This is a genomic window from Tenacibaculum soleae (genome assembly GCF_030549005.1).
GTDB classification, from domain to species: domain Bacteria; phylum Bacteroidota; class Bacteroidia; order Flavobacteriales; family Flavobacteriaceae; genus Polaribacter; species Polaribacter soleae.
This window is the reverse complement of sequence record NZ_JAUOSW010000002.1, coordinates 369,675-388,277: the sequence shown is the minus strand read 5'-3', so window position 1 is coordinate 388,277 and position 18,603 is coordinate 369,675. Positions and strand designations below refer to the sequence as shown.

Here is an 18,603-nt window from a genome sequence, read left to right as displayed (position 1 = left end):
TTAATTTTTTAACAAAAAAAATCCTGCATATAGCAGGACTTTTAATATTTCGAGGGTTTCATATTTTAAATTTGAGCAGCCAATCTACTTCCTTGACTGATAGCTCTTTTCGCATCTAACTCTGCTGCAAAATCAGCTCCGCCAATTACGTGAGTTTTAATACCTTTAGCTTCTAAAGGGGCTAGTAATTCTTTAAACGGAACTTGACCAGCACATAAAACTATGTTATCGACAGCTAATATTTTATGCTCTTCATTTTGAACATAATGTACTCCTTCATCATCAATTTTAGTGTATTGAACTTCGCTTATAAAATTTACTTTTTTTCTTTTTAAAACCGAACGGTGAATCCAACCTGTAGTTTTTCCTAATTTTGCGCCAAACTTACCTTTGCTGCGTTTAAACATAAATATTTCTCTAGGTGATGGATGAATATCTGCTTTCATGTTTTCTATACCAGCACGAGCTTCTAATGTTTTATCAATTCCCCATTCTTTTAACCAGGCATCTATATTTTGTGAAGTGCTTTCTCCTTCATGTGCTAAATACTCAGAAATATCAAAACCGATGGCACCACCACCAATAACAGCTACACGTTTACCCACTGGCTTTTTATGTTTAACAACATCTATATAACTTAATACTTTTTCATGATTTACACCTTCAATTTTAGGAGTCCTTGGTGTGATACCTGTAGCTAACACTACCTCATCAAAATTACCATTTGCTAAATCATCGGCAGTAACTCGTGTATTTAGTTTTAAATTTACATTATGAAGTTCTATTTGCTTATTGTAATACCTAATTGTTTCGTAAAACTCTTCTTTACCTGGTATTTGTTTAGCAATATTAAACTGACCTCCTATTTCACTTTCGCTATCAAATAAAGTTACTTTATGACCTCTTTGTGCTGCTATTGTAGCTGCAACCAATCCTGCTGGTCCTGCTCCTACAACTGCTATCTTCTTCTTATTATCAGTAGGCAAATAGTTTAGTTCTGTTTCATGGCAGGCTCTAGGGTTTACCAAACAACTTGCTACTTTCTTTTGAAATGCATGATCTAAACAAGCTTGATTACATGCGATGCAGGTATTTATTTCATCATCTTTTGCTTCTTTTGCTTTGTTTACCCATGCTGGATCTGCTAAAAACGGACGTGCCATTGAAATCATATCTGCATGACCTTCAGCTAGTACTTTTTCTGCCGTCTCTGGCATATTAATTCGGTTAGAAGTAATTAACGGTATAGTTAATTCTTCTTTCATTTTTTGAGTTACCCAAGTAAATGCAGCTCTAGGTACTGATGTTGCAATTGTTGGTATTCTTGATTCGTGCCAACCAATACCGGTATTAATTATAGTTGCACCTGCTTTTTCTATTTCTTTACCTAATTGTACCACTTCTTGCCAAGTACTTCCTTGCTCAACCAAATCTAACATTGATAATCGGTAGATAATAATAAAATTTTCACCAACTGCTTCTCTAATTTTATGAACTAACTCCACAGCTAAACGAATTCTATTTTCGTAACTTCCTCCGTAGTTATCTGTTCTTTTATTGGTTCTTTTTACTATAAATTGATTAATTAAATAACCTTCAGATCCCATAATTTCAACACCATCATAACCTGCTTCTTTTGACAACTTAGCACAATTCACAAAATCTTTTACGGTTCTACGAATTCCTGATTGTTTTAATGCAAATGGTTTAAATGGATTAATTGGCGCTTGTATTTTTGATGGAGCAACTGTAATAGGGTGGTATCCATAACGACCAGAATGTAATATTTGCATACATATTTTTCCGCCTTCTTTATGAACAGCTTCTGTAATTACTTTATGCTCTCTAGCGTGTTTTTTGGTACTCATTCGAGCAGAAAATGGTGCTGTCCATCCTTGAATGTTTGGCGAAATTCCACCAGTAACAATCAATCCTACGCCACCTTTGGCACGCTCTGCATAATATGCTGCAATTCTTTCTGTTCCGTTTTTTTCTTCCTCTAAACCAGTATGCATAGACCCCATTAAAATTCGGTTTTTTAATTTTGTAAAACCTAAATCTAAGGGCTCAAAAATATGTTTGTATTTCATCATTTGCGTATTTAATTTATTATGCATGCATAATAAATTGCAAGATACAATTTTTTAGAAAACAAAAAACTCGAAGAATACACTTCGAGTTTTTTAATAAATTATATTTAATTATTAATATAAATATCCCATTTTTCCTTTCTGAAAATCACGCATCGCTTCCATAATTTCTGTTTGTGTATTCATTACGTATGGCCCGTATTGTGCTATTTTTTCATTAATAGGTTCACCTGATAGTACTAATAAATTACTTTCTTTTTTCGTTTCAATATCAATTGTTTTTCCTTCTTTATTAAAAGTTAACATTTGAATTGCTCCTTTTTTTAAGATTTCTGCACCGTTTATTATTGCTTCACCATCTAATAAATAGACTAGTGACTGATGTGTTTCAGGAATATCTACCATCATCGTTCCTGCTCCTTTAGCTTTTAAAGTAAAAACATTTACTGCTGTTTGTGTTTTTATCAACCCTTTTTCAATGCCTTGCTTACCAGCAACAATTTTTAAACGAATCGTTTTAGCTTGATTTTCAATCACTGGGATATCTTCACTTTTTAAATGTTGATAATTTGCTGGCATCATTTTTTTTGATGCTGGAAGATTTAACCAAAGTTGAATACCCTCTAACTCGCCTCCTTTTTCGATAAATTCTTTCGATGGTCCTTCAGCATGCACGATTCCCCTACCAGCTGTTGTCCACTGTACATCACCTGCTTTTACCAACATTTCATTCCCTAAAGAATCTCTATGTAATTGTTCCCCTTTAAATAACAATGTAATCGGTTCGAAACCGCGATGTGGATGCGCTCCTAAATCAAACGGATTATTAAAGATACTAATTGCATAAGGGCCATAATGATGTAATAATAAAAACGGATCTACATTTTCAATACCTTCTGTAGGTAAAGGTTGACGTAGTCTTATAGGGCCCATGCTTACTAACGGACTATCTACTTTATGTTGTATTGTTTTTAAATTTTTCATTGGTGTTTTATTTTAATATAAATACTCCTGAATATTATTTTTAATTTCACTAAACAGTTACCTAATTTTATCTAATAAATCACTTAACTGAATAGCTTCTTTTTCTGTTAAATTTTCTAAAAAATCTAATTTTAAAGAAGCATCAATGGTAGACAATAACTCTAAACCTTGCTTAGAAATATTAATATAAACCACTCTCCTATCGTGCTCACACCTAATTCTTTCTATTAATTTTTTATCATTCAATTTATCCATTAAACGAGTTGCATTTGGTGCTCGCTCAATCATTCTATCTTTAATAACTTGTACTTTAATTGCTTTTTTTGCGCCTCTTAAAATTCGAAGAATATTAAATTGTTGTGGCGATATTCCGTAAGGCTTAAAAAAATCATTTTCTTTACTACATAACCAATTTGTAGTATATTTAAGGTTAATTAGTGCCTTTACCTTGTTATTTGGAAACTTAGATTGTATGTCTTTAGAAATATCTCCCATCTTATTAAATTAAATCTCTCATTATTTTATTAAATTCATCTGTTGTTGGTTCTAAATAAACCTTATCATCGACAAATAATGTTGGAAATTTCACCATACCTCGATACAATTTTTTTGTATGATTTTTAGCTGTTTCATCTATCATGATATCTTTATAAATAAACGGAATATCTCCCATTTTTAAATAATTTTTAAAAGCTACCGTATGTGCATGTCCCTTTTTACCATATAAAGTTACTCTTACTTTTTTTGTCATAATAGTTACATTATAATGAGTTATTAAATCTTGTTATCTCTTCTTTTAACTGTTCTTTTAATACATTATCAACAATATTTCCGTCATTAAAATTATCATAAAAACTAGGCAATGAGAAATCAGCAACTACATTTCCGCCCATGTGTGGAAATCCGTTTTTAGCAATTGACATTACAGAAGCGCCACCTCTTGCTCCTGGAGAAGTTGCCAATAATAGCATCGGAACATTATTCCATAATTTCTGATTAATACGAGACATCCAATCATAAATGTTTTTAAATGCCACTGTAAAATTTCCATTATGCTCTGCTAATGCTAAAATAATTCCGTCTGCTTCTTGAACAATATCAAAGAATTTTTGTGCATTTTCTGGAACTCCATTTTCAGTTTCTTCATCTATTCCATAAATAGGTAATTTAAAATCATTTAAATCTAACACAATTGTTTCAACTTCGTCCATAAAAGTAGCACTATAAAGCGCTAATTCTTTATTGATTGATTTTTTACTATTACTACCTGCAAAAGCTACTATTTTTTTCATTCTACTTTATTTTTGATATAATTGGTGTTGCTCCTTTTACCATTTTTGCAACAGGACATTTTCCTGCCATTTCTAATAATTTTACGCGCTGTATTTCGCTAATTTCTTTTTCAAACGAAATTTCTTCAATTAATGTTTTTTTAATTCCTTCAGATGTTAATTCTTCTTTCTGGATTACATTTACGGTAACTTCTCCAATGTCCCAATTTTTACGCTCAGCATACATTTTTATTGTAATTGCAACACAGCTACCAATTGCTGTTAATAAATATTCAACCGGTGTTGGCCCTTTATTATTACCACCTTTATTTATAGGCACATCAATTACTGCCTTGTAATTTCGCATAGTCGCCTCTGCAAAATAATTACTTGTTGTTAATACTGTTTTTGAAGATACTTTACTTGCCATTTATTGCTTTACTTTTTTACTAAACACATAAGATGTAATTAATAAAACCATTGCAATTAATGCAGCTGTTTGTTCACCATCACTAATCATAACATGTGCAAAAAAGGCTAGTATAAAAGCAAAGAAAAAACCAGCATATGCCCATTCTTTAATTACTTTATTATTGATAAACCAAATAGCAACAAGGCCTAATATTTTTGCTATTGCATACGGATAAATTATATAAGTTGGATATCCAAAATTAGTAAACATTCCTGCTACCGCTTCGTGATTAAAAAAATACATCCCTGCCGAAAACAACATCAATAAGGTTAACAAACCTGTTGCTGCGTAATAAATTATTTTATTTTTTTTCATCTTTATCTGTTTTAAATTCTATACAAATATACAAAATTAAATATTAATTCCCATGGAAATAATTTACACGGAATATTTTTAACCCAAAAACAATACTATTTTTATATTTTTGTAAAATGAATACAATAGAAATAGAACATTTTAAAACTGAATATTCAACTCATTTTTACAACCTGAATATAGAATGGTTACAAACTTTTTTTTATGTTGAATCTTTTGATGAAGAAGTTTTAAGTAACCCTGCTAAAAATATTATTAATAAAGGTGGACATATATTTTTTGCTAAATTAAATAATGAAATTGTTGGTACTGTTGCTTTAATGCCTAAACAAACTACTTTTGAAGTAACAAAAATGGCAGTTTCTCCAAAACATAGAGGTTTTAAAATAGGGCAACAATTAATGCAATACTGCATAAATTTTGCAAAAAAAGAATTGCAATTAAAAAACTTAATTTTATACTCTAACACCAAATTAGAAAACGCTATCTACATTTATAAAAAATATGGTTTTACAGAAATTCCTGTTGAAGAAAATTGCCCGTACGAACGCTGTAATATTAAAATGGAATTACCTCTAAACTAATCAAAAAACTCCAGCATTAGCTGGAGTTTTCACTTCAAAATAAAATATATAACTAACTAATCATACATTTATAACTTACTAAAAATAACCTAAACGGCAGCTTCAATTTTTCTAGTTTCTTGTTTATTAGTTTCAAATTGATTAGACGTGTTTTTTTCTCCTCCTGCTTTTAAAGCATTATCTCCTGCAAAAAAAACTTTATGATCATCACCTAAGTTAGACCCTGCCATACGTTGATGTTTTACACAAGCAACTCCTTTTCTAATTTCTTGCCTTTGCACATCCTTTACATATGCTAACATTCCGTCTTCACCAAAATAACCAGCAGTTAAATCATTCATATGAAGTGCTGTCGTATGATAAGTTGGTAGCGTAATTAAATGATGAAAAACTCCTGCTTTTTGTGCACTATCTAACTGAAAAGTTCTAATTTTTTCATCAGCAAGCTTACACAATTCAGAACCATCATATTTAGCATCCATTAAATTATTTTTATCATAAAAAGACATATCTTTTCCTTTCATTAACATTTCATCATATACTTGATTACGGAAATTTAACGTCCAATTAAAAGAGGGTGAATTATTATACACCAACTTTGCATTAGGTACAATTTCTCTTACTCTATTAACCATATTGGCTATTTGGCCTACATGTGGTGTTGGAGTTTCAATCCACAATAAATCGGCACCATTTTGCAAGCTCGTAATACAATCTAACACCACTCTATTAATATTTGAACCTTCTTTAAACTTATATAATCCGTTTGATAATCGTATTGGACGAACCAGTTTACCTTCTCTTTTTAATAAAACATCATCTTCTTTTGCTTGGTTAATACTTATTTCTTCAGCTTCAACAAAAGCTAAATATTTAGATGCTAAATCCCCAGGCTCTTGACTTACTGGTAATTTTTGTGTTAAACCTGCTCCTTCAGAATCTGTACGCGCTACTATAATTCCATCTTCAACTCCTAATTCTAAAAACGCATAACGAATTGCATTTAACTTTGCTATAAAATCTTCGTGCGGCACAGTAACTTTTCCGTCTTGATGCCCGCATTGTTTTGCATCAGAAACTTGATTTTCAATTTGGATAGCACAAGCGCCTGCTTCAATCATTTTTTTAGCTAAAAGATATGTTGCTTCCTCATTACCAAAACCAGCATCAATATCAGCAATTATAGGCACAATATGTGTTTCAAAATTATCAATTTGCTCTTGCACATCTTCACCATTTTCTAATCGTCTAAACAAATCATTCAATTCAATTGCATCTGCTTGACGTAAAAAATCATAAATCTCAGCTATTAAAGAAGAAACTGCTGTTTTTTCATGCATTGATTGATCGGGAAGCGGCCCAAATTCAGAACGAAGAGCAGCCACCATCCAACCAGATAAATACAAATATTTTTTACTGGTAGTTTGATGATGTTTTTTTACTGAAATCATTTTTTGCTGCGCTACAAATCCGTGCCAGCAACCTAAAGATTGTGTATATTTTGATGAATCCGCATCATATTCAGCCATATCATTTCTCATAATAGTAGCGGTATATTTTGCAATTTCTAAACCGGTTTTAAAACGATTTTGAGTAATCATTCTAGCAGCATTTTCAGAAGTTATAGCATTCCAACTGCTTCCATATTTTTCTTTTAGAGATTTTACTTTTTCTAATACCGAACTATAGTTTTGTTGCGCTAAATTTTTCATAAATTTGTTTTTTATTATTGAAATTTTATAGGTTTTGATAATTACGTCTCGTAATCTATTGCCGTAGTTACGAGACATTTTTTTATAAATATTTGTATGCAGGTAACGTTAAAAACTCTACAAATTCTTCATTTAGAATTAAGTCATCAAATAACTTAATTGCCGTTTCAAACTCCCCTTTCTCATATCGAATTTCACCAACATATTCTTTTATTTTTTTAATTTCTTCTTGTTTTAATTGTTGATACATTGCTACCGTAAAAACTCTTCCATCTTCAAGTGTTATATTTTTATGTAACCATTGCCAAATCTGTGTTCTAGAAATTTCTGCCGTTGCTGCATCTTCCATTAAATTATACAAAGCCGCAGCACCTTGCCCTATTAGCCAAGATTCTATATATAAGATTCCTACATTAATATTTTTACGAATTCCGTTTTCTGTAACTGTTCCTTTTGGAAGCGCCACTAACTCAGCCTCAGTAATATTTAAAACTGTTAGTTTTTTGTCTATCTGATTTGCATTTGGCATTGATTTATTAAAAACATCCATCGCAACTTTTACCAATCCTGGATGCGCTACCCAAGTTCCGTCATGACCATTTTTAACCTCTTGCTCTTTATCTTTTAAAACTTTAGAAAACGCTAATTCATTAGCTACATCATCATTTTTTACAGGAATTTGAGCAGCCATACCACCCATGGCGTGTACGTTTCGTTTATGACAAGTTTGAATTACCCGTAAAGAATACGCTTTCATAAAAGGTGTTTTCATAGTTACCTGATCTCTATTTGGAACTACAAAATTTCGATGATTTCTAAATTTTTTGATGTAAGAAAAAATATAATCCCAACGCCCACAATTTAAACCAGCCATGTGATCTTTTAACTCGTAAATAATTTCATCTAACTGAAAACTAGCCGTAATAGTTTCGATCAATACCGTTGCTTTTATTGTTTTTTGTGGTACACTTAAGTATTCTTGTGCAAATACAAAAACATCGTTCCACCAACGAGCTTCATTGTAATGCTCTAATTTTGGTAGGTAAAAATAGGTTGCCGAACCTTGCTCTAATAAAGCTTTGATGTTATTGAAAAAGAACAACCCAAAATCTACCAGCGAACCTGACATTTGAACACCGTCAATTAAAAAATGCTTTTCATTTAAATGCAAACCCCTTGGTCTTACCAATAAAGTAGCTGAGGTTTCATTTAACTGATAAGTTTTATTTTTTTTATCATTATAAAACGAAATAGTTTTATTTACAGCATCCTTTAAGTTTACCTGCCCATCTAATAAATTAGCAATTGTAGGTGAATTACTATCTTCAAAATCGGCCATAAAAGTTTTCGCACCCGAGTTTAACGCGTTGATCACCATTTTACGATCTACCGGTCCAGTAATCTCCACTCTCCTATCTAATAAGTCGTCAGGTAATTCTGCACACACCCAATCACCCTCTCTAATAGTTTTTGTTTCTGATGGAAAAGTTGGATAATTTCCCATATTAAAATACGCTTGATCTATTTCTCGCTCTTCTAATAATTGCAATCTTTTATTATTAAATTTTTCGTGTAATCGAGTTAAAAATATTTTAGCATCATTTGTTAAAATATTTTTATAATTACCCTCATTAAATCCTACACACTCAATTTCTTTTTCTAAAACATGTTGATTCATAATAACTTACTTTTATTTATTGATACACCAATAGTATAAAAAATAATTAAATTAATTTAGCGAACGTTCGCTAAATTAATTAAATATTCAAATTTTTATTAATTCGCTAATTTTAATACCTTTGAATTACGAATCTTTTAATAAAAAACTTTGGAAGAAGAATACATAAGACTTGTTTTTGGCTTAAAACTAAAACAAATACGTACTGATAAAAAATTATCACTCTTCGGATTAGCCAAATTAACAGGCTTATCTAAATCTTATTTAAATGAGATTGAAAAAGGAAAAAAATACCCTAAAACAGATAAAATTGTAATTCTTTCTGAAAAACTAGAAGTTACGTACGATCATTTAGTTTCTTTAAAACTAGATAAAAACTTAGCACCAATTGGTGAAATATTACAATCGAAAGTTTTAAAAGAAATTCCGCTGGATTTATTCGGTATTAAAGAAAGTAACTTAATCGATATTGTTGCCAACGCACCCGCCAAAGTAAATGCGTTTATTAGTACTATCATAAAAATAGCTCAAAACTATAATTTAACACGTGAAAATTTCTTTTTAGCCTCTTTACGTTCTTATCAAGAAGCACATAATAATTATTTTGAAGATATTGAAAGTAGTGTTATTGCCTTTGCCAAAGCATATCATATAAACTTAAACAAACCTATAAGTGCTAGCGATTTAGAAGATATTTTAACCGAAGAATATGGCTATACGATTAATACCGAGGAACTTTCTAAACATCAAAAATTATCAGAAATAAGAAACATTTACATTCCCAAAAACAAAACATTACTTATTTATAACGATATAAGCGAAGCTCAAAAAACGTTTATCTACGCAAAAGAATTGGCTTATAACTATCTAAAAATTGAAAATAGGCTGTATACTTTTCCTTGGATAAAATTCGAAAGTTTTGACCAAGTTTTAAATAATTTTATCGCTTCTTATTTTGCTGGGGCACTTATAATTCCGAAAGAAAATCTTATCAAAAACTTAACACATTTTTTCTCATTAAAGGAATGGCAACCGTTACAATTACATAAAATCACTAAAAACTACAATTGCTCAGACGAAACCTTTTATCAGCGATTAACCAACATACTACCAAAACATTTTAATATAAAAAATCTGTTTTTTTTACGATTTACACATCAAGAAAACTCACCTGTTTTTAAACTATCAAAAGAGTTACACATAACCCAACAACAAGCACCACACGCTAATAGAAATAACGAGCATTATTGCAGAAGATGGGTTTCTATAAAAACAATTCAAGATTTAGAAAAAGCTGTTGATAAAAATTCTTCTTATGGTATACAAATATCATCTTATGAAAATTCGACGAATGAATACTTAGTATTATCAGCCGCTACTTCTGATCCTTTTAAAGAAAAAAACAATCGTAGCGTAAGCATTGGAATGCTACTATCGCCTCATTTAAAGAAAAAAATTAAATTCTTTAAAGAAAATACTTTTACAAATAAACAAGTTGGTGTTACTTGTGAAACCTGTGCCGTAAAAAACTGTACCGAACGCGTAGCCGAACCTCGTGTTTTAAATAAACAATTTAGAAATAATGAAATTGCAAAAACGATAGACAACATACTACAATCATACATTTAAACAACTTGTATTATAAACCGTTTTTCTTAATTTAGCAATCGCAAACAAATAACTTACAAATGGATCTTAACTTCAATAAAAACGAAGACCACAATAAACTTTTAGCATCAGATTTAAGAAGGCGTTTTGCCCAAGTTAAATTAGGTGGTGGTCAAAAGCGTATCGATAAGCATCACGAAAAAGGAAAATTAACCGCAAGAGAGCGTATAGATTACCTTTTAGATAATGATTCTAAATCTATAGAAATAGGTGCTTTTGCTGGCGAAGAGATGTATAAAGAACACGGTGGTTGCCCTTCTGGTGGTGTTGTAGTAAAAATAGGTTATGTTAGCGGTAGGCAATGTATTGTTGTTGCCAATGACGCAACAGTAAAAGCAGGCGCTTGGTTTCCTATCACCGGAAAAAAGAATTTAAGAGCGCAAGAAATATCAATAGAAAATAAGTTACCTATTATCTATTTAGTAGATTCTGCTGGTGTCTATTTACCTTTACAAGATGAAATTTTTCCTGATAAAGAACACTTCGGACGTATTTTTAGAAATAATGCCGTAATGAGCAGCATGGGGATTACACAAATATCTGCCGTTATGGGCAGTTGTGTTGCCGGAGGTGCTTATTTGCCAATTATGAGCGATGAAGCTTTAATTGTAGACAAAACTGCAAGTATCTTTTTAGCCGGAAGTTATTTAGTAAAAGCTGCTATTGGTGAAAGTATTGATAACGAAACACTTGGTGGAGCAACTACGCATTGCGAAATTTCAGGCGTTACCGACTACAAAGCTAAAGATGACAAAGATGCTTTAGATAAAATAAAGTTTATTGTTGATAAAATTGGAGATGCTGATAAAGCTGGATACAGTCGTAAAGAAGCTTTTCCTCCAAAAGAAAACGAAGAAGACATTTTCGGAATCCTTCCGAAAGAAAGGAATGCACAATATGACATGCTAGAAATTATCAATCGTTTGGTTGATAATTCTGAATTTGAACAATATAAAGAAGGTTACGGTAAAACAATTATTACCGGTTATGGTCGTATTGATGGCTGGGCTGTTGGTATTGTTGCCAATCAACGAAAATTAGTAAAAACTAAAAAAGGAGAAATGCAGTTTGGCGGCGTTATCTATAACGATTCTGCCGATAAAGCAACACGTTTTATTGCAAATTGTAATCAGAAAAAAATTCCGTTGGTATTTTTACAAGACGTTACCGGTTTTATGGTTGGTTCTAAATCTGAGCATGGCGGTATCATAAAAGATGGCGCAAAGATGGTAAATGCGCTAAGTAATTCTGTTGTACCAAAATTCACCATCGTTATTGGTAATTCATACGGAGCAGGAAACTACGCTATGTGTGGTAAAGCCTATGATCCTAGGTTAATTGCTGCCTGGCCAAGTGCCGAATTAGCAGTTATGAGTGGTAACTCAGCAGCAAAGGTTTTATTACAAATAGAAACTGCATCATTAAAGAAAAAAGGAGAAGAAATTACCCCTGAAAAAGAAGCTGAATTATTTGACAAAATAAAATCTCGTTACGACAAGCAAATCTCTCCATACTATGCTGCTGCAAGAATTTGGACAGACGGCGTAATAAACCCGTTAGACACTAGAACATGGATTTCAATGGGAATAGAAGCTGCTAATCATGCACCTATTGAAAAGAAATTTAATTTAGGCGTTATTCAAGTATAATTTTACGCATCATCAGTTATGAGAAAAAAGATTTTATGGGTCATTCTACTCGTTTTTTTAGGGTTTATAACCTACCAAGCATATGTTTTTACACTTGCCAAACAAGATAATATCAAACCTATTTATCTGATACCTGAAGATGCTATTTTTATTTTAGATACTGAAAGACCCATTGATACTTGGGATGAAATTAATGCTAGCGATATTTGGAAACACCTACAAAAAAACGCTTATTTTAATGACATCAATAAAAACATCAACACTCTCGATGAGGTTATAAAAGAACAAAGAAGTATTCTTAATTTTATTGGCGAACGTGATGTATTAATATCTGCACACGTATACAAACCTAAAAATTATGATTTTTTATACGTTGTAGACCTTGAAAAATTATCAAAACTTAATTTTTTAAAAAACAGTATTACAAACTTAGCTGGTAATAATTATAAAATTACTAACAGGTTATACAAAGACCACGAAATAACTGAGCTTTACGATAAAAAGAAAAGGGAAACATTACATATCGCCTTTATAAAAAATCAACTAATTGCTTCATATACGCACCTTTTAGTTGAAAACGCTATAAATCAATATCAAACCCCTATAATTGGTAGAGATGTTAACTTTGTTGAGATTACCAAAGAAACATCAGAAGATGGCTTTTTTAAAGTTTTTTTTCAGTATAAATATTTACACAAATATCTTGCCTGTTTTACCAATAAAACTAACAAAGAAGTAGTTGAAAATATTCAAAATTCGCTTCATTATTCAGGATTTGATGTTTCTTTAATTGAAGGAACCATTATTCAAGCAGAAGGCTACACAAATGTAAAAGAAGATACTGAAACCTATTTAACTGCCATTCAAAAATCAGGAAAAGGTAAAAGATCTATTGCAAATATAGCACCAAGAAACACCGCACTATATTCGAGTTTTGCTTTTGATAGTTTTGAAACTTTTCATGAAAATTTTGAAATTCTGAAAAAAGAAAAAACTGAAGAGTTTAAAAGCTACACAACACAAATTACTGAAATTGAAAACCTTTTAGACATTAATATTAAAAAAAATGTATATAGTTGGATAGGAAATGAAGTTGCGTTGATTCATTTTAACTCTTCACTTTCAAAAAACAAAAAAGACATTGCGGCGATTTTTAAAACCAATGATATTGAAGATGCTACCGAAAATTTAAACTTTATCCTTTCAAAAATAAAAGAAAAAACACCTTTAAAATTTAAACAAATACCTTACAAAAACCATACTATTAACTTTTTAGATTTAAAAGGATTTTTTAAAATAGTGGCTGGTAATATGTTTAAAAAAATGGAAAAACCTTATTTTACAATAATTGATGATTTTGTAGTTTTTAGCGCAAGCCCGAATACGCTTAAAGAAATTATTAATAACAATATAATGAAGTATACCTTGGCTTCTTCAAAAAACTATGAAGAGTTTTCATATTTATTCGACAACAAATCTACTGTTTTCACCTACATAAACACACCGTATGTTTACAGTGATTTAATAAGTCTTGTTGATCGAAAAACACAACTGCAATTAAGAAAAAACAAAGATTATTTTACCTGTTTTTCACAACTAGGTATCCAACTAACCTCAGATGGAAATATTTTTAAAAGCAGCATTACCGCTTCTTTCAACGACCCTAAGTTAGTAAACGAAACTATTATTGCAGAACAAGATTTAAAAAATAAACTCGCTTTAAAGTTAGTATCAACAAAAGGTACAACCGCTACAAACTCTTTATTTAATTTTAAAGAAATTCATCCTACCGATTTAAGCGCAAGCACTTATAAAGAATATTATAATAACAGAAAACTAAAGTTTGAAGTCGAGCTAGATGATGGTTTATTAGACGGTAACTATAAAAGCTATTACCCTAACGGGCAGATAAAAATAAAAGGAAATTATAAAAACGGAAAAAAATCGGGTACCTGGAAAGCTTACAGTGAAAAGGATGGTAAACTTATTATCAAAAAAAGATTTTAATTGTAAATAAATAACGCAATAGTTACATTTGCCATTGCGTAAATATAATTTTTAAGAAATGGGAAGAGCATTTGAATTTAGGAAAGCAAGAAAAATGAAACGTTGGTCGGCAATGGCTAAAACATTTACCAGAATTGGTAAAGACATTGTTATGGCAGTTAAAGAAGGAGGTCCTAATCCTGAAACTAACGCACGTTTACGTGCCGTTATACAAAATGCAAAGGCTGCAAACATGCCTAAAGATAACGTTGAGCGCGCTATAAAAAAAGCATCTGACAAAGACACTGCCAATTATAAAGAAACTCTATTTGAAGGTTATGCTCCACATGGTATCGCTTTGGTTGTTGAAACCGCTACTGATAACAACAACCGTACTGTAGCTAATGTTAGAGCTGCTTTTAATAAATGTGATGGAAATTTAGGAACTTCTGGTTCGGTTGTTTTTATGTTTGATCACACTTGTAATTTTAGAATAAAAGCTGAAGATTTAAAGATCGATTTAGAAGAATTTGAATTGGAAATGATCGAATTTGATGTAGAAGAAATATTTGAAGATGAAGACGGAATTTTAATCTACGCTCCGTTTGAGCAATTTGGTGCAATTCAAAAATATTTAGAAGAAAATAATCTTGAAATTTTATCTTCAGGTTTTGAAAGAATTCCAACAACAACAACTAAACTTTCAGAAGAACAACAGGCTGATGTTGAAAAACTTTTAGAAAAACTAGAAGACGAAGACGATGTTCAAAACGTGTACCACAGTATGGCTATAGTATAGTTATATTACACATAACAAAAACAAACCTCTCTATAAAAAATATAGAGAGGTTTTGTTTTATATCCCAGCATATTTATTTATCAATCGAACAATTAAGTTATTTAACTTTTCTACTTTAAAATCGGTTGTTGTTGGTTTTAAGTGCTTGTTTCCAATTCCGCTATCATCAGTTAAAAAAACATAGGTTCCATTTGTAGAAACACTAAAATAACGCATTAAATATTCAACCGTTTTATCTGCACCACTAGCAACAATAGGAATAATTTTAATCCCTTTTTCTTGCGCTTTCTTTATTTGGTTTTTTATCGTATTAATGTTTTCTTTATTTAAATGAGGCGGTGCATCTAATAATAAAAACAACAACCTAGATTTTGCATTTATATTCCATGATTTAGATAATGAAACCCTTAACGCTTCCTCTACAGCTTCTTCGTAATCACCTCCTCCACCAGCAGTTTGATGAGATAAATTTTCTTTTATTTTTGTAATATCGGTAGTAAAATCAAAATCTCTAACAACATATTCATCTCCATGATCTCTATAAAATGTTAAGCCAATTCTTTTTTTATGAACACTTGAATCTACCCGAGTAATGATGTTTTTTATTTCAGCTTTTAAGTAATTAATCTCATCGCCCATTGAGCCTGTTGCATCGATGGTAAACATGATATCGATGTCATTTAATTTTTCATTTAAATTATATGAAAATTCAATTTTTGTAGTTTCTCTATTAATTCTTACTCCTTTTATCTCATTTTTATAAATTACCTGAAGTGTATAATGCTTACTATCATTTTTAAAAACTAAAGCTTTACCAAAAACATCTGTCTTTGTTTTAAAAATCATCTTGTTTTTATCATCTAAAAATAAAACCGTAGCATTTATAATTGGAATATTATTTACATCTTTCACTAATACATCAACCTTTTCTTTTAAAGAAAATTTCCAATTATTTTTCACTTTTAAAAACATATCGTTTTTCATTAACAACTTCCAATCATCCCATTTTTCTAAATCATTAATTTCTCCTGCTGTTAATTGTCCTGATTGTGGTGTATCTATTTTTACAAAAGATGATTCTTTTGTTTTTATTGATGAATATGTTGATGATTTACTTTTTCTTTTAATTCCCATAGCTGCTACTACTACTTCATCTAAAACATGAGTGTTTTCAGTTAGTAAAACATTAATTATAGTTTTATCTTTTACCAAAACCTCTTTCATTTTCATCCCTATAAATGAAAAAACTAATACATCTCCTTTATTTGCTTTTATAGCATATTTGCCATCAAAATCAGTTTCAACACCTGTTTCTGTTCCTTTAATTAAAACAGTAACTCCTGGCAAAACACCAGAATTATCAGAAACAATTCCTTTTATTTTTTTCTCTTGTGCTTGTAGTAATGACACAATAGTTATTAAAAATATGAAAGTTATTTTTTTTAGCATAATTATAGATTTTAAATTTGATATAAACCTATTGTTATTTGTAAGGATAAAAAATCGGCAATGAGTGAACACTTACTTTAAGTAAGTAAACTCAGCTATTTAATTAGTCTAAATGTGTCAATTTTTAATATATTTAGCAAAAAAATAAAATTGATATGATTTTTTACGGAACAAAAGGTTCACACCTAAAAAGTGAAAGAAGAGGAGGTATAAAATGTGATCATTGTAATGAAATTACAAATCACACAATTTCCGTGTATGGTAAATACGCCTACTTATACTGGATTCCTGTTTTTCCTATGACTAAAAAAGTATTTTCAGAGTGTTCAAATTGCAAGACAACCAAGGCTTACAAAGAAATGAATGAAAAACTTAAAGATACTGCCATAGAGGTAAAGCGAAATGTAAAAACTCCTATTTGGTATTGGTCTGGCTTGGGTATTATTGCTCTTATAATAGCTTTCGGCGCATATTCAGCTGGTAAACATAAAAAAGATTTAGTAAATTATATTAAAGAACCTGCTGTTGGTGATGTAATTGAATTTAGAGTTACTCAAACAGGGTACTACTCTACTTTAAAAATTAAATCGGTCACTAATGATTCTATTTTCGTAATTCAAAATGATTATGAAACTGATAAAAAGAAAGGAATTTCTGGTATCGACAAGGCTAAAAATTATACAACAGCACCTTATAGTTTAGGTAAAAATGAAATTCAAGGACTTTTTGACAAAGGGTTATTCTATGATATAAATAGATAGTTGTTTAAAATTTAATCAAATCCAACGTTTTTTTTCGTTGGATTTTTTTTGTTTCTGTTTCTATAAACTTAGGTAGAAAATAAACTTCTTTCGGTATTTCGAATTTAGAAAGTGATGACTCTTTTTTAATTTTTGATAATAAAAAACTCTCGACTCCGATCGAAGTGACATCTTCAATAATTAATATTAATTTTTCTCCTAAAACTTCATCTTTAATTCCTGACACAAAAAAACGTTGCTCGATAATTTCTGATAACTTCTCTTCTATTTTCTCCGGATGTAATTTTACACCTCCTGAATTTATAACGTTATCTATTCGTCCCAGCCACTCAAATGTTGTTTTAGAAACGATATTTACAACATCGTTTGTAACAATTTTTTCTATTGTTACTTTTGGTGCTTCGATTACTAAACAATTTCTATCGTCTTTGCTTAATAGAATATTTGGAAGCGTTTTATAAACACTTCTCGACTCCGCCATAAGTGGTAAATCATTCAGTTTTTTAACAGCAATATGTGTTATCGTTTCTGTCATTCCGTAAGTAGCAAATACTTTTGTCGAAATATTTTGAATTGCAGCTATTAAATCAGCAGTAACAACTCCACCACCAACAATTAGTTTATCTATTTTATGTAATTCATTCAATGAACTTCTTAACTGTAACGGAACCATAGCCGAAAAATCATACTGCTTTTCTACACCTTTTAACGGGTTCGATTCTGGTTTTACAACATCTAATTGCCACCCTAAAGTTAAAGCTCGTACCAACATCATTTTACCTGCTATATAATCAGTAGATAAACATAACAATGCTACTGTATTTTCTTTTAAATTAAAAAATGTACCCGTTGCTAAAGCTGAGTTTTTCATAAACTCTTTTTTTAACTGAATAGGTTTTGGTTTACCTGTTGAACCTGATGTTTGCACAGTTACAAAGTCCTTTTGATGAAACCAATCACTTAAAAATTTAGTTATTGAATTTGAAATCGTTCTAGAAAATGCAACCAATTCTTCTTCGGATGAAAAAGATACTCCGTTTAATTTAAAATTTTCATGAAACTGATTTCTCATATCTATAGTTAATGATTACTTCGTTCTTAGCCCCCTTAGTAACGTTCGTATTTATTTCCCTGCCATAATTATACTTTTCACGTCATTCCGAATTTATTTCGGAATCTCATCAA

Annotated in this window: 17 protein-coding genes; 6 read left to right on the top strand and 11 right to left on the bottom strand. The window is 30.7% G+C overall.

Annotated elements, in window-relative coordinates; genetic code table 11:
- Positions 1 to 65: 65 nt before the first annotated feature.
- From Q4586_RS04170 to Q4586_RS04140, 7 genes are all read right to left on the bottom strand, one after another.
- Positions 66 to 2,093, bottom strand: coding sequence for an oxidoreductase (locus Q4586_RS04170; RefSeq protein WP_367997988.1), 2,028 nt, complete (start codon positions 2,091 to 2,093; stop codon positions 66 to 68).
- A 111-nt stretch (positions 2,094 to 2,204) separates the two neighbouring features.
- Entirely contained in the window at positions 2,205 to 3,074 is an 870-nt protein-coding gene (locus tag Q4586_RS04165; protein WP_303526588.1) for a pirin family protein, read from the bottom strand.
- 57 nt (positions 3,075 to 3,131) lie between these two features.
- Positions 3,132 to 3,569, bottom strand: coding sequence for a MarR family winged helix-turn-helix transcriptional regulator (locus Q4586_RS04160; RefSeq protein WP_068704120.1), 438 nt, complete (start codon positions 3,567 to 3,569; stop codon positions 3,132 to 3,134).
- Positions 3,570 to 3,573: 4 nt separating this feature from the next.
- On the bottom strand, positions 3,574 to 3,825 hold the full coding sequence (locus Q4586_RS04155; RefSeq protein ID WP_303526585.1) for a glutaredoxin family protein: 252 nt from the start codon (positions 3,823 to 3,825) through the stop codon (positions 3,574 to 3,576).
- A 10-nt stretch (positions 3,826 to 3,835) separates the two neighbouring features.
- Positions 3,836 to 4,366: an NADPH-dependent FMN reductase gene (locus tag Q4586_RS04150; protein WP_303526583.1), complete on the bottom strand. Its 531-nt coding sequence runs from the start codon at positions 4,364 to 4,366 to the stop codon at positions 3,836 to 3,838.
- Between the two features lies 1 nt (position 4,367).
- Positions 4,368 to 4,775: an OsmC family protein gene (locus Q4586_RS04145; RefSeq protein ID WP_303526581.1), complete on the bottom strand. Its 408-nt coding sequence runs from the start codon at positions 4,773 to 4,775 to the stop codon at positions 4,368 to 4,370.
- Positions 4,776 to 5,132 carry a DoxX family protein gene (locus Q4586_RS04140; protein ID WP_303526579.1) on the bottom strand — a complete coding sequence of 119 codons (357 nt, stop codon included), beginning with the start codon at positions 5,130 to 5,132 and terminating at the stop codon, positions 4,776 to 4,778.
- Positions 5,133 to 5,248: 116 nt separating this feature from the next.
- Between Q4586_RS04140 and Q4586_RS04135 the strand changes: the two genes are divergently transcribed.
- The gene (locus tag Q4586_RS04135) at positions 5,249 to 5,716 is read left to right on the top strand and encodes a GNAT family N-acetyltransferase (RefSeq protein ID WP_303526578.1); all 468 of its coding nucleotides are present in this window, start codon (positions 5,249 to 5,251) and stop codon (positions 5,714 to 5,716) included.
- 89 nt (positions 5,717 to 5,805) lie between these two features.
- On the opposite strand, the gene Q4586_RS04130 is transcribed toward Q4586_RS04135, so the two are convergent.
- Both Q4586_RS04130 and aceB read right to left on the bottom strand, forming a co-directional pair.
- The gene (locus Q4586_RS04130; protein WP_303526576.1) at positions 5,806 to 7,428 is read right to left on the bottom strand and encodes an isocitrate lyase; all 1,623 of its coding nucleotides are present in this window, start codon (positions 7,426 to 7,428) and stop codon (positions 5,806 to 5,808) included.
- 82 nt (positions 7,429 to 7,510) lie between these two features.
- Positions 7,511 to 9,106: a malate synthase A gene (aceB, locus tag Q4586_RS04125; protein ID WP_303526574.1), complete on the bottom strand. Its 1,596-nt coding sequence runs from the start codon at positions 9,104 to 9,106 to the stop codon at positions 7,511 to 7,513.
- Positions 9,107 to 9,256: 150 nt separating this feature from the next.
- Between aceB and Q4586_RS04120 the strand changes: the two genes are divergently transcribed.
- From Q4586_RS04120 to Q4586_RS04105, 4 genes are read left to right on the top strand one after another with little or no spacing between them, the layout of a single operon-like run.
- Entirely contained in the window at positions 9,257 to 10,735 is a 1,479-nt protein-coding gene (locus Q4586_RS04120) for a helix-turn-helix domain-containing protein (RefSeq protein WP_303526572.1), read from the top strand.
- 59 nt (positions 10,736 to 10,794) lie between these two features.
- Positions 10,795 to 12,423: an acyl-CoA carboxylase subunit beta gene (locus Q4586_RS04115; RefSeq protein ID WP_303526570.1), complete on the top strand. Its 1,629-nt coding sequence runs from the start codon at positions 10,795 to 10,797 to the stop codon at positions 12,421 to 12,423.
- Positions 12,424 to 12,441: 18 nt separating this feature from the next.
- Positions 12,442 to 14,430, top strand: coding sequence for a DUF3352 domain-containing protein (locus tag Q4586_RS04110; protein ID WP_303526569.1), 1,989 nt, complete (start codon positions 12,442 to 12,444; stop codon positions 14,428 to 14,430).
- 58 nt (positions 14,431 to 14,488) lie between these two features.
- A complete protein-coding gene (locus Q4586_RS04105; RefSeq protein ID WP_068704135.1) occupies positions 14,489 to 15,208 on the top strand; it encodes a YebC/PmpR family DNA-binding transcriptional regulator in 720 nt (239 codons plus the stop codon).
- Between the two features lie 57 nt (positions 15,209 to 15,265).
- Here the strand turns inward: Q4586_RS04105 and Q4586_RS04100 are convergent, their stop codons facing one another.
- A complete protein-coding gene (locus Q4586_RS04100) occupies positions 15,266 to 16,657 on the bottom strand; it encodes a vWA domain-containing protein (RefSeq protein ID WP_303526568.1) in 1,392 nt (463 codons plus the stop codon).
- A 155-nt stretch (positions 16,658 to 16,812) separates the two neighbouring features.
- On the opposite strand from Q4586_RS04100, the gene Q4586_RS04095 reads away from it, so the two are divergent.
- Positions 16,813 to 17,418 carry a hypothetical protein gene (locus Q4586_RS04095; protein WP_303526566.1) on the top strand — a complete coding sequence of 202 codons (606 nt, stop codon included), beginning with the start codon at positions 16,813 to 16,815 and terminating at the stop codon, positions 17,416 to 17,418.
- A gap of 4 nt (positions 17,419 to 17,422) precedes the next feature.
- Here Q4586_RS04095 and Q4586_RS04090 read toward each other — a convergent pair whose 3' ends face one another.
- Complete coding sequence (locus tag Q4586_RS04090; protein WP_303526565.1) at positions 17,423 to 18,490, bottom strand: AMP-binding protein; 1,068 nt, start codon at positions 18,488 to 18,490, stop codon at positions 17,423 to 17,425.
- Positions 18,491 to 18,603 lie beyond the last annotated feature (113 nt).